9 protein-coding genes and 1 pseudogene are annotated in these 12893 nt (G+C 65.2%); 8 read left to right on the top strand and 2 right to left on the bottom strand.

Annotation, left to right across the window (positions count from 1 at the left end; genetic code table 11):
- The first annotated feature begins 187 nt into the window (after window positions 1–187).
- The 3 genes from eat (at window position 188) to eutC (ending at window position 3922) form a co-directional block, all read left to right on the top strand.
- On the top strand, window positions 188–1636 hold the full coding sequence (gene eat, locus LW136_RS02905; protein WP_230357757.1) for an ethanolamine permease: 1449 nt from the start codon (window positions 188–190) through the stop codon (window positions 1634–1636).
- Between the two features lie 14 nt (window positions 1637–1650).
- Complete coding sequence (locus tag LW136_RS02900; RefSeq protein ID WP_234174625.1) at window positions 1651–3042, top strand: ethanolamine ammonia-lyase subunit EutB; 1392 nt, start codon at window positions 1651–1653, stop codon at window positions 3040–3042.
- A gap of 85 nt (window positions 3043–3127) precedes the next feature.
- On the top strand, window positions 3128–3922 hold the full coding sequence (gene eutC / locus LW136_RS02895) for an ethanolamine ammonia-lyase subunit EutC (protein ID WP_234174624.1): 795 nt from the start codon (window positions 3128–3130) through the stop codon (window positions 3920–3922).
- 6 nt (window positions 3923–3928) lie between these two features.
- On the opposite strand, the gene LW136_RS02890 is transcribed toward eutC, so the two are convergent.
- Window positions 3929–5482, bottom strand: a complete 1554-nt coding sequence (locus tag LW136_RS02890) for an alkaline phosphatase D family protein (protein WP_234174623.1) — start codon at window positions 5480–5482, stop codon at window positions 3929–3931.
- Window positions 5483–5630: 148 nt separating this feature from the next.
- Between LW136_RS02890 and LW136_RS02885 the strand changes: the two are divergent.
- Together LW136_RS02885 and ppa are read left to right on the top strand one after the other, a co-directional pair.
- Window positions 5631–6441, top strand: a pseudogene (locus LW136_RS02885) (M90 family metallopeptidase).
- 107 nt (window positions 6442–6548) lie between these two features.
- Entirely contained in the window at window positions 6549–7076 is a 528-nt protein-coding gene (gene ppa, locus LW136_RS02880) for an inorganic diphosphatase (RefSeq protein WP_014819027.1), read from the top strand.
- Between the two features lie 54 nt (window positions 7077–7130).
- Here ppa and LW136_RS02875 read toward each other — a convergent pair whose 3' ends face one another.
- The gene (locus LW136_RS02875) at window positions 7131–8615 is read right to left on the bottom strand and encodes a sensor domain-containing diguanylate cyclase (RefSeq protein ID WP_234174622.1); all 1485 of its coding nucleotides are present in this window, start codon (window positions 8613–8615) and stop codon (window positions 7131–7133) included.
- 246 nt (window positions 8616–8861) lie between these two features.
- Between LW136_RS02875 and LW136_RS02870 the strand changes: the two genes are divergently transcribed.
- From LW136_RS02870 to LW136_RS02860, 3 genes are all read left to right on the top strand, one after another.
- Entirely contained in the window at window positions 8862–9797 is a 936-nt protein-coding gene (locus LW136_RS02870; RefSeq protein ID WP_234174621.1) for an ABC transporter substrate-binding protein, read from the top strand.
- Window positions 9791–12181, top strand: a complete 2391-nt coding sequence (locus tag LW136_RS02865; protein ID WP_234174620.1) for an EAL domain-containing protein — start codon at window positions 9791–9793, stop codon at window positions 12179–12181. Before LW136_RS02870 ends, LW136_RS02865 begins: the two co-directional genes overlap by 7 nt.
- A gap of 89 nt (window positions 12182–12270) precedes the next feature.
- A complete protein-coding gene (locus tag LW136_RS02860; RefSeq protein WP_095461275.1) occupies window positions 12271–12768 on the top strand; it encodes an RNA polymerase sigma factor in 498 nt (165 codons plus the stop codon).
- Window positions 12769–12893 lie beyond the last annotated feature (125 nt).

The raw sequence follows: 12893 nt of genomic DNA, 5'->3' as shown, positions 1-12893 counted from the left end.
GCGGGCGGCATACCCGCCCGCGCCTTGAACAAGACACCTGCCGGGCTCCGCCGTGGTGCTGCGGAGCACGCAAAAGGTGCGTTCCTGTCAAACTTGGCTGACAAAACACCGTAAATATCGCATTTCCGGCGTGGGGCATGACGCTTGCTAGGGAGAGACCTGCCAACCTATCCAAGAGGATTCCCCCATGGCCCTCGAACACAGCCGTTCAACGCCACCGCACCATGCAATCGATTTCGAAACCGTTGGCAGTAGCTATTTCCAGGAACGCGAACTGAAGAAAGGCGCCGCCGGCTGGGTGCTGCTGGTCGGTCTCGGCGTCGCCTACGTGATCTCCGGCGACTATGCCGGCTGGAACTTCGGGCTCGCCCAAGGCGGTTGGGGTGGCTTGTTCATCGCCACGTTGCTGATGGCAACCATGTACCTGTGCATGTGCTTCTCGCTGGCCGAGCTGTCATCGATGGTGCCCACGGCTGGTGGCGGCTACGGCTTCGCACGCACCGCGTTCGGTCCGCTGGGTGGCTTTCTCACCGGCACGGCGATTCTCATCGAGTACGCCATCGCGCCGGCGGCCATCGCCGTGTTCATCGGCGCCTATTGCGAATCGCTGTTCGGCATCGGCGGCTGGATGATCTATCTCGCCTTCTACATCATCTTCATCGGCATCCATATCTTCGGCGTCGGCGAGGCGCTGAAGCTGATGTTCATCATCACCGCCATCGCTGCCCTGGCACTGGCCGTATTCATCGTCGCGATGGTGCCGCACTTCTCGGTGGACAAGCTGCTCGATATCGCACCGACCACCGCTGCCGGTGCCAGCAACTTCTTGCCCTACGGCTACGTCGGCATCTGGGCGGCGATTCCCTATGCCATCTGGTTCTTCCTCGCTGTGGAAGGTGTACCGCTGGCCGCCGAGGAAACCAAGAATCCGCAGCGCGACATGCCGCGTGGATTGATCGGCGCCATGCTGATTCTGGTCGCCTTTGCTGGCCTGATCTTGCTGGTCGGCCCGGGCGGCGCCGGCTCCAGCACGCTGGTGGCGTCCGGCAATCCGCTGGTGGAAGCGCTGACCACCGCCTACGGTTCGTCCACCTGGATGAGCGGCTTCGTCAATCTGGTCGGCCTGGCCGGGCTGATCGCCAGCTTCTTCTCGATCATCTATGCCTATTCGCGGCAGATCTTCGCGCTGTCACGGGCCGGCTATCTGCCGCGCAAGTTATCGCTGACCAACAAGAACAAGGCGCCAGTGCTGGCCCTGGTGATTCCCGGTGTGATCGGTTTCCTGCTGTCGCTGACCGGCCAGGGCGACCTGCTGATCCTCGTCGCGGTGTTCGGCGCAACCATCTCCTACGTCTTGATGATGGCCTCGCACATCGTCCTGCGCCTGCGCCGGCCGGACCTGCATCGCCCGTACAAGACGCCCGGTGGCATCGTCACTTCTGGCATTGCCCTGGTTCTCGCCTGCATCGCGGTCATCGCGGGCTTCCTGGTCGATCCGCGCGTGGTGATCGGCGCCGCGATCATCTACGGGATCTTCATCGCCTACTTTGCGATCTACAGTCGACACCATCTGGTGGCCGGCACGCCGGAAGAGGAATTCGCGGCAATCGAGAAGGCCGAAGCATCGCTGCACTGAAGAAGGAGGCTGACATGGCTTACTCGCACAGCGTGGGCGGCACCACCTGGCGCTTCGACGACCTGCGCGAGGTGATGGCCAAGGCCAGCCCGGCGCGCTCTGGCGACCTGCTCGCCGGGGTCGCGGCCGACAGCGACGCCGAACGCGTGGCGGCGCAGATGTGCCTGGCCTCGGTGCCGCTCAAGCGCTTTTTCGAAGAAGCACTGATTCCCTACGAAAGCGATGAAGTCACTCGGCTGATCATCGACAGCCATGACGCCGCTGCCTTCGCCCCGGTCAGCCATCTGACCGTCGGCGATTTCCGCAACTGGCTGCTCGGCGAGGAGGCGGACGAGTCGTCGCTGAAAGCGCTGGCACCAGGGCTGACGCCGGAGATGGTCGCTGCGGTGTCGAAGATCATGCGTGTGCAGGATCTGATCCTCGTCGCGCAAAAGGTGCGCGTCGTCACCCGCTTTCGCAACAGCATCGGTCTGGCCGGACGCATGTCCACCCGGCTGCAGCCGAACCATCCCACCGACGACGGCGCCGGCATCGCCGCGAGCATTCTCGACGGCCTGCTCTACGGCAACGGCGACGCGGTGATCGGCATCAACCCGGCCACCGACAGCACCGCCGGCATCTGCGAGCTGCTGAAGATGCTCGACGCGGTGATCAGTCGCTACGAGATCCCGACCCAGGCCTGCATCCTCACCCACGTCACTACCTCCATCGAAGCGATCAACCGCGGCGCGCCGCTGGACCTGGTGTTCCAGTCCATCGCCGGCACCGAGGCGGCCAATGCCAGCTTCGGCATCAGCCTGGCAACGCTGCAGGAGGGCTACGAGGCCGGTCTGTCGCAGAAGCGCGGCACCCTCGGCGACAACCTGATGTATTTCGAGACCGGCCAGGGCAGCGCGCTGTCGGCCAACGCCCACCACGGCGTCGATCAGCAGACCTGCGAAGCCCGCGCCTACGCGGTCGCGCGCCGCTACAAGCCGCTGCTGGTGAACACCGTGGTCGGCTTCATCGGCCCGGAATACCTCTACAACGGCAAGCAGATCATTCGCGCCGGTCTGGAGGACCACTTCTGCGGCAAGCTGCTCGGCGTGCCGATGGGTTGCGACATCTGCTACACCAACCACGCCGAAGCCGACCAGGACGATATGGACATGCTGCTGACCCTGCTCGGCACGGCGGGCATCAACTTCATCATGGGCATCCCGGGCTCGGACGACGTGATGCTCAACTACCAGACTACCTCCTTCCACGACGCCCTCTACGTGCGCCAGGTGCTTGGCCTGCGGCCCGCGCCGGAGTTCGAGGAATGGCTGGCGAAAATGCAGATCCTCCGGCAGGACGGCAATCGCCTGCAGCTCGGCCGCGAGCTGCCCGAAGCCTTCCGCCGGGCGCTGGAGAAAATGGCATGAAGCGGCTCTTGCTACCTCGCCCATCCTCAGGTGGAAAACGCTGCGCGCTTTTCCACGCGCCTGACCGTCCCGCTCCGAGGTAGCCATGCACGACCGCTCCCCCACCACCGAAAATCCGTGGCAGCATCTGCGCCAGCTGACCCCGGCACGCATCGCCCTTGGCCGGGCTGGTGTCAGCCTGCCCACCGACGCGCAGCTGGATTTCCAGTTCGCCCACGCCCAGGCGCGCGACGCCGTGCATCTGCCGCTGGACTGCGAAGCGCTGGCTGCCGAGCTGAAGAAACATGAACTTGGCTGCCTGCACCTGCGCAGCGCCGCTTCAGACCGACAGATCTACCTGCAGCGTCCCGACCTCGGTCGGCGCCTCGACGAAGCCAGCGCCGCCACGCTCGACGAGCATGCGGGAGACGGCTGCGACCTGGCGCTGGTGATCGCCGACGGCCTCTCCGCCCTGGCCGTTCAACGCCACGCCGCACCGATGGCCTTGAAGATCGCCGAGCAGTGTCAGGCCGAAGGCTGGGCGCTCGGGCCGATCAGCTTGGTCGAACAGGGCCGCGTCGCGATTGCCGACGAAATCGGCCAGCGGCTGAAGGCGCGGATGACGGTCATTCTGCTCGGCGAACGCCCAGGCCTCAGTTCGCCGGACAGCCTGGGCCTGTACTTCACCTGGGCGCCGCAGGTCGGCCGTCACGATGCGCAGCGCAACTGCATTTCCAACATTCGCCCCGAGGGTCTGAGCTACAACCTGGCCGCGCACCGCCTGCTCTATCTGATGCGCGAAGCCAGCCGCCGGCAGCTCTCTGGCGTACAGCTCAAGGACGAGGCAGAAGTCCCGGCGCTGGAAGGTGAACCCCGCGCCGGCAACTTCCTGCTCGGCTAGCCGGCATCAGGCCGGCTGCCAGGGCTCCAGCGTCTGGCTGTAGACCACCGCGCCGTCGATGTCGCGCAGGCTCACGCTCAGCGCACCGCTCTGGGCATCGATCTCCACCTCGCCGAAGAACTGGAAGCCCGCCCGCGGCGAGCTGTTCGCCGTCGGCGGCGCCTTCTGGAACACCACTTCCGGGCCGAAGGTGCCGTCCAGCGGATTAGGCCCGAAGCTGCCGGCGTTCAAGGGGCCTGCGACGAACTCCCAGAACGGCTCGAACTGCTGGAAAGCGGCGCGGTTGGGGTGGTAGTGGTGCGCGGCGCAATAGTGCACATCGGCGGTCAGCCAGACGGTGTTGCGCACCCGCGCACGCTGGATGAAGGTCAGCAGGTCGGCGATCTCCAGCTCGCGGCCCAACGCCTCGCCGTCGTTGCCATTGGCGATCGCCTCCCAGCGCGGACCGTCCGGTACGTGCAGGCCAATGGGCATGTCGGCGGCGATCACTTTCCAGGTCGCGCGCGAGGCTCGCAGCTCGCGCTTGAGCCAGCGCAGCTGCTCGCGGCCGAGAAACGCCGTGTCGGCGCCCTGCTCCGCCTGCAGGTTGTGGGTGTTGGGCCCGCGATAGCTGCGCATATCCAGCACGAACACATCCAGCAGCGGCCCGTAGTTGACCTTGCGGTAGATGCGCCCGAGCTTGTCGCCGCGGGCCAGGCGCATCGGTGCGTATTCCAGATACGCCTGGCGTGCGCGCTGCACCAGCGTATCGATGTCGCGCACCTGCTGATAGCGGTCATCCAGCTCCTTGCTCGGCGACCAGTTGTTGGTCACCTCGTGGTCATCCCACTGCCAGATCTGCGGCACCTCGGCGTTGAAGGCGCGCAGATTTTCGTCCAGCAGGTTGTAGCGGTAGTTGCCGCGAAACTCGCGCAGCGTCTCGGCGACCTTGCTCTTCTCTTCAGTGACCAGATTGCGCCAGATGCTGCCGTCCTCGGCGGTCAGCTCGGCGGGGATCGGCCCGTCGGCATAGATCACGTCGCCGCTGTGCAGGAAGAAGTCCGGTCGGCGCAGGCGCATGCTTTCGTATATGCGCATGCCGCCGAAGTCCGGGTTGATGCCGTAGCCCTGGCCGCAGGTATCGCCACCCCAGACGAAACGGATGTTGCGCGGACGCGTTGGCGCGCTGCGCAGGTGGCCGAACCAGGGCTCGCTGAGCACGCCGCTGCGGGCGTCCTCGAAGCGCGCGCGGTAGAAGATCGACTGATCCGCCGGCAGCCCGCGCAGATCGACGCGGGCGGTGAAGTCCTGACCGGCATCGGTAATCGAAGACAGCATGCGCCGCGGATTGCCGAAGCGGCTGCGCGTATCCCACTCGACGACCAATCGCCCGGGCCTGTCGCAGCGGCTCCAGATCAGCGCGCGGCCGTCCGTGACGTCGCCGGACTGCACGCCGTCGAGCATCTGCGGGCGCTCGCGCGGCGCGGCGATGATGGCGGGTGCAATGCCCAGGGCCGGCAGGGCGATGCCGGCGCCGATGCCCTGCAACAGTTGGCGGCGTTTCTGATCCGGTGCGGTCATCTCGGGGTCTCCTTGCGAGTGAGTGGTTCTCCTGATGTAGCCGCCCCGCTTGACAGTCCCGTGACGCACCGACCGACGGCACTTCACTGCTTGTCGCATCCCGCAGCCACGCTTAATGTGGGCGCCCACTTCGCTGGAGCCTCCGCCCATGTGGTCCTTCCGCGCCTGGCAGCGCAAACGCATCCTTGCCCGCAACCCGGTCGCGCCTGAGCTGTGGCAGCAGGTGCTCGACAGCCTGCCGATACTCGATGGCCTGAGCGGGGACGAGTTGAGCCGCCTGCGTGAGCGCGCCGTGCTGTTTCTGCACGACAAGCGCCTGACGCCGCTGGCCGGCGTCGAACTGCAACCCCAGGACCGCCTGCGCCTGGCGCTGCAGGCGCAATTGCCGCTGCTGCACCTGGCCGATCTCGGCTGGTATCGTGGCTTTCACGATCGTGATCTACCCCGACGACTTCCTCAGCCCGCAGAAGCACCGCGACGCCGCCGGCGTCGAGCATGAATGGGACGCCGAGCACAGCGGCGAAGCCTGGTTGCAGGGCCCGGTGATCCTGGCCTGGCCTGGCGTGCAGCAGAGTGGCGGCTGGGAGGCCTACAACCTGGTGATCCACGAGCTGGCGCACAAGCTGGACATGCTCAACGGCGACGCCAACGGCCTGCCGCCGCTGCACCGGCAGATGCGCATCGACGCCTGGGCCAGCGCCATGCAGCGCGCCTACGACCAGCTCGACCGCATACTCGACGCCGACCCGGATGCCGAGACACCGATCGACCCCTACGCCGCCGAGAACCCGGCAGAGTTCTTTGCCGTTACCAGCGAGTATTTCTTCAGCGCGCCCGACGTGCTGCATCGGGCCTTTCCCGAGGTCTACGCGCAGCTGGCGGACTTCTATCGGCAGGACCCGCTGGCGCGCTTGCAACGCCTGCAGGCCGAACATCCCGATTACCGGGAACCTGCGTAGGCCGGGCGCGTCGAAGCCGGCGTGCATTGCACGCGACATTGCGCCTATAATCGCGCCCACTTTTTCCGCCCCCCAGGCCGCGCTGGCCGATCAGGAGCCCATCGTTCATGAGCTACAGCAAAGTCCCGGCTGGCAAAGACCTGCCGAACGACATCTACGTCGCCATCGAGATCCCGGCCAACCACGCGCCGATCAAGTACGAAATCGATCACGACACCGACTGCCTGTTCGTCGACCGCTTCATGGCCACCCCGATGTTCTACCCGGCCAACTACGGTTTCATTCCGCACACCCTGGCCGATGACGGCGACCCCCTCGACGTGCTGGTCGTGACCCCCTATCCGGTTGCCCCGGGTTCGGTCATCCGCTGCCGTCCGGTCGGCGTACTGAACATGACCGACGAAGCCGGCGGCGACGCCAAGCTGATCGCCGTTCCGCACGACAAGCTGACCCAGCTGTACGTGGACGTGAAGGAATACACCGATCTGCCGCCGCTGCTGATCGAGCAGATCAAGCACTTCTTCGAGAACTACAAGGATCTCGAGAAGGGCAAGTGGGTCAAGGTCGAAGGCTGGGAAGGCGCCGACGCCGCCCGCGCCGCCATCATCAAAGCTGCCGAGGCTTACCAGAAGTAAGTCGAAGCACTGAAGAAAAGCCGGCCACAAGCCGGCTTTTTTATTGCCCGCGATTCAGCCTTCCGCTTCGTCCTCCGGGCGGCCGACGCGAACCTGGTTTCGACCTCCGTGCTTGGCGTCATAGAGCGCCTTGTCCGCCCACGCGATCAACTGATCGATCCCATGCTGCCCGGCCTGCGTCTGGGCCACGCCGATGCTAACCGTGATCTCGATGTTGCCCGCCGCGGTCGTCAATGGCGCCTGCTCGATGGCCATGCGGATCTTCTCGGCCACACTGCGTGCGCCGTCGAGATCTGTATGCGGCAGTGCAATTGCAAACTCCTCTCCACCGAGACGGCCGAACAGATCGTGCGCGCGCAGCATGCTGGCGCATGTCGCCGTGAACTGCTTGAGTACCGCGTCGCCGATCGGATGGCCGTGCACATCGTTGACGCGTTTGAAGTGGTCGATGTCGAGCATCAGCAGACTCAGGCTTTCATCGTGGCGGCGAGCCCGGGCAAGCTCGGCTTCCAGGCCGGCCAGGAACGATCGACGGCTGCTCACCCCCGTCAGCACATCGGTATTGGCCAGCTGCGCCAGTTGATCGTGAGCCTGACGCAGCTTTTCCGTGCTCTGGAAATAGCGGTTGCTCAGGACGAATATCAGCAGCGCGACCGCCGCCAGCAGCAGCGAGATGATGCCAGCGGAGGCAATCAGCAGCTCCCGGCGCTCATCGAACGCAGCCATGAAATCCTTCGGCGACAACAGCACCACGACCACGACCCCATCATCGGCGAGCCGCCGGTAGGCGCCCAGACGATACTCACCATTGATGGAACTGACGCCTTCGTAAAACCCGTAAACAGGTGCTTTCGGATCGAAGTAGGGGCGGTCTTCCGGCACCTTGAAGTGACCATAACGGCAGGGGATTGAGGTGCCTGAGGCTATGGCCCGCAGGCTACGGTCGGTTCCAACGAGCGCGATAGTGCCGTCCTTACCCACGTTTATTTGCTGGTAATAGTCGGCAAAGAAGCTGGTGGGAACCGAGAGCACCAGCACGCCGGCAAACTGACCATCTTTATGGATAGGCCTGGTGAACTGGATGGTCCACTGCTTCGACACCCGGCCCAGGACCGGCTTGCTGATAAATAGACGGTCCGCCTGCGGATTGTCGCGGTGCACGCGGAAATGCTCGCGATCACTGAGGTCCACTGCCTTCGGCGTCGGCCCCAGGTTGGAGAAGGTCAGCTTGCCGTCTTTACCGATCACCGCGAGCTGCGTGATGAAACGCCCGTAGGCACCCAGTTCCTCATTCACATGACTGCGAAGGTCGGGGTGCTCCAGCACATCCTCACGCATGTCCAGTAGGATGATGTCCATAAGCCGGATGGTGCTGCGTACGTGCGCCTCAAAGGCGGTGGCCAGGTTCATCGCGTCGTTGCGCGCGGCGTCCGTGGCGAGGACGCGCTCGTGCTTTATCTCATTGAGAACGAAGACCCACATTGGCACCAGCGTCAGGGTCAATATGAGTGCCGCCAGTAGTCCTGCCTTGCGTTTCAAGCTTCCGCTCCGTCGCGTCCTACGCGAAGTTCTTGTTCTGGAAGCTACCAGACGCGCGCTTGCGCCCGCCGGACACGTTGTCGCAGCTCAGCTGCCACGTCCGCGCAGCAGGCATTGCGGACCCAGCTCATCGCGTCAACGGCAAGTTCTCTACTGCACTCGGTGGGAATACCCACTGCTTTAGCAGGGATTCCCGTGACCGTACAGTTTCGCTATGGTGGCATTCAGGTATCACGGAGTGATCGCATGGTTCGGGGCTCAATCCTCTTGCTGTTGTTTGTCGCCTTGCTCGGCTGCCAGCCCGAATCGGATTCGATCCGTATCGGCAGCAACCGCTGGCTTGGCTATGCGCCGATCTATCTGGCGGACGATCTGGGCTGGACTGCCCCCAGTGGCATCCGTCTGGTGGAATACCCGAACACCACAGGTGTGCTGCGCGGCTTTCGCAACGGCATGCTGGACGCCGCCATGCTCACCCTCGACGAAACGCTGCTGCTGCAGGACAGCGCGGCGGAGCTCGACCTGGAGATCATTCTGGTCACCAACGTCTCAGCTGGCGCCGATGCGCTGTTCGCCCGCGCGCCGCTGACCAACCTCAAGGACCTGGCCGGCCAGCGCATCGGCGTCGAAAACACTGCGCTGGGCGCCTACTTCCTGTCCCGCGTGCTGGATCAGGCCGGGCTGCGGATCGACGATCTGCAGGTGGTCAGCCTGCCAGTGCATGAGCAGGCCGCCGCCTTCGCCGCCGGCGATGTCGACGCTGTCATCACCTTCGCTTCGGAGGGCCCGGCGCTGGAAAGCAAGGGCGCCCGGCGCATCTTCGACAGCCGCCGGCTGCCGGGCGAGATCGTCGACGTCCTGGTGGTCGACCGGCAACGCGTCACCCGCGAGCAGCGTCGGCGCCTCCGAGCCCTCTGGTTCGATGCGCTGCGCACCTGGCAGGACAATCGGGGCGAAACCGATCCGCGCCTGCATGCGCGCCTGGGCCTGACGCCGATGGCACTGCAGGTCACCCTCGACGGCTTGTTGATGGGTGATCGCGCCGTCAACCTTCAATGGTTCGACGAAGGCCAGTTGCAGCAGAGCATCGGCCAGCTCAGCCAGTATCTGCGCGAACGCCGGCTGCTCAACGGTTCGAACCCGGTCAATCTGATCGCTCGCTGCGAGGGTCGAAAATGCTGACAAGTTTGTCGCTGCGTCGATCAATGCCCCTGCTGCTGGGCATCTTCGGTCTGCTGTTCACGGTCATGCTGACCGCCTGGCACCTGCCGACCCGTATCGAGGAAAACCTCGCCGACTGGCGCAACCACACCTCGCAGCATCTTGCCCTGCTGCAGAGCAGCCTGAGCGATCATCGCCGCCTCGGCCGCAACGCCGAGCTGGAGACCGAGCTTGCCGATCTGGCCAGCCTGGAAGGCGTGCGCTGGGCGATGGTGATCGACCGCAGGCTACAGGTGATCGCCACGACCCAGCTGGGTCTTTCCCCCGAGCGCCTGACGCTGATCGATGCCGGTGAGCTCGCCAAGCAGGTGAACGGCGGCCGCGCGGGCTGGTTCGGCAAAGGCTCCAGGCAGCTGGCGATCTACCCGCTGGACCGCGTCGCCCAGGACGGCACGCCGCTGCGCGAAGCGCTGCTGGTGGCGTACGACTTCGCGCCGATGCTGGCGCAGACCAAGCGCGAGGCCTGGTTCTACCTGGCGCAGACGCTGACCCTGTTGCTGCTGCTCGGCTTGATCCTCAACCGCCTCTACGGTCGCCTGCTGACACGCCGCCTGGCCCGCATCGACCAGGCCGCACGCCAGTTCGCCATCGATCAGCAACCGCAGAACCTGTCGGTCGGCGGCCGCGACGAGATCGCCCGGCTGGCCAGAACCCTCAATCGGATGATGAACCAGCTGCACGAGCGCCAACTGGCGCTCCGCGAAAGCGAGCAGCTTTTCCGCGACCTGGTGGACACCGCGCCGATCGGCATGCTGGTGGCCGACCGAGAGATGCGCGTGCTGCAGGCCAACCCTGCGGCGGCAGCGCTGTTCGGCTGTACCCCGGCGGAGCTGCTGGGCAACCTGCCGAGTGATCGCCTGCTGGAAAGCGACGCCACCACCCGCCTGCTGAGCACCCCGGCGAACACGCCGTTGGAGCTGACCGGTCGCCGTCATGATCGGGAGGTGCCGCTGGAGATCAGCTGCACGCCATTCCAGCGCTACGGTGTTCGCCATTTCCTCGTGCTACTGCGCGACATCAGCGACCGCCTGCGCGCCGAACAGCGCCTGCGTTTTCTCGCCCACTTCGATCCGCTGACGCAGCTGGCCAATCGCAACTACCTGGTGCAGCGCCTCGAACAGTTGCTCGCGGCGCGCCTGCCGCTGACGCTGCTCTACCTCGACCTGGACCACTTCAAGCGCATCAACGACAGCCTCGGCCACGAGATCGGCGACAAGCTGCTGGTACAGATCGGCGACCGCCTGGGCCGGCTGATGCCCGAGCATGCGCTGCTGTCGCGCAGCGGCGGCGACGAATTCATGCTGCTGCTCGACGGCAGCGACCACGCCCGCGCCGAGCAGCTGGCCCAGTGCATCATCGAAGGCTTCCAGCCGCCGGTGCGCATCGGCCAGTACGAGTGCTACGTCAGCCCGAGCATCGGCGTTGCCATCAGCGACGGCCGGCACAGTGCCAGCGACCTGCTCAGGCAGGTGGACCTGGCGCTGTATTCGGCCAAGGACGCGGGGCGCAACTACACGGTCTTCTACAACGAACCCCTAAGCGAAGCCGCCGCGCAACGCCATGAACTGGAGCAGGCGCTACGCCGTGCACTGGATCACGACGAGTTCGTGCTCCACTACCAGCCGCAGGTCAACGCCCAGGGTGAACCGGAAGTCATGGAGGCCCTGCTGCGCTGGAACTCGCCGGAGCGAGGCCTGGTGCCGCCCGGGGTGTTCATCCCGGTGCTGGAAGAGAGCGGCATGATCATCGAGGCGACCCGCTGGGTGTTTCGCGAAGCCTGCCGGCAGGCTTGTCGCTGGCACGCCATGGGGCACGCATTGCGCATCGCGGTCAACCTCTCGCCGCTGGACTTCCGCCAGGCCGATCTGGCCGGCAGCCTGCTGGCGATCCTCGCCGAAGAGGGTGCGTCGCCCGCCATGCTGGAGCTGGAGATCACCGAAAGCGCGCTGCTGGAGGCCGACGAGCATGTGCAGCAGACCCTCGGCCGTCTCAAGGCCGCCGGTTTGCCACTGCTACTCGATGACTTCGGCACCGGCTATGCCTCGCTGACGTACCTGCAGCGCTTCCGCTTCGATGGCATCAAGATCGACCGTGAATTCGTCAGCGGGCTGCCCGACAGCGAGCAATCGGTAGCCCTGGTGCGCGGCATCCTCACCATGGCCAGCCACCTTGGGCTGCAGGTGGTGGCCGAAGGGGTGGAGAACGAGCGCCAGGCGGCGTTCCTGCGGCTCAACGGCTGCCCCAGCCTGCAGGGCTTCCACTATGCGAGACCGCAGCCGGCAGCGCAGTGCCGTCTGCAGTTGAACGGCCGACCGATCAACCTGCAGCTGCCGCTGGACGGCTGATCGGCGGACGGCGTGCCAGCATTAAGCCTGCAATTGCGAAGCGTTCGCATCTGAGTTAGGTTCGTGCCCCCTCCCGGTGGCACGCACTCATGCGCAACAACAACAAGATTCCCGATGCCTGTCTGCAATGCTATGTCCATCACCGCCAACGGCTGGTAGCCCATCTGACCCGCCTCGGCGGCTGCCGAGCACTGGCCGAGGACCTGGCCCAGGATGCCTGGCTGAAACTGGCGCAGGTCATGCCCGAGCAGAGCCTCGCCAACCCCAAGGCCTATCTCTTTAGCATCGCCACCAATCTCTTGCGCGATGCCCTGCGCCATCGCGCGCTTGTCGGTGCCGGCGACGAGGCACCGCTGGAACTGATCGAGGCCGTGCAGGCCGACCCCTGCGGGCTGGTGGAACACCAGTGTGCGCTGCGATGCGTCCTGCGCCAGCTCGACGACCTGCCGCCACGCTGTCGCCAGGTGTTCGAACTGGCGCGGCTGGAAGGGCTCAGCCAGGCGGAGATCGCCGAGCGCCTGGGCATTTCGGTGAACACCGTGATCGCTCAGCTGGCCAAGGCGCGCCAGCGGCTGGAGCGCCCGTAAATTTTTTCTTCGACCCCGTAATGGTTTTTCCGCGCTGATTCGTCTTGCCTGTGCCCTTGCGCAATTGAGAGTGATTCTCGATTAACCAGCATCCTCGCAGATGCTTTCGTGCGGTCCAGCCGCCA

The sequence above is a fragment of the Stutzerimonas kunmingensis genome, assembly GCF_021432085.1.
Lineage (GTDB): Bacteria > Pseudomonadota > Gammaproteobacteria > Pseudomonadales > Pseudomonadaceae > Stutzerimonas.
The sequence above is the reverse complement of the archived record's forward strand: the minus strand, read 5'-3'. Positions and strand labels throughout refer to the sequence as shown.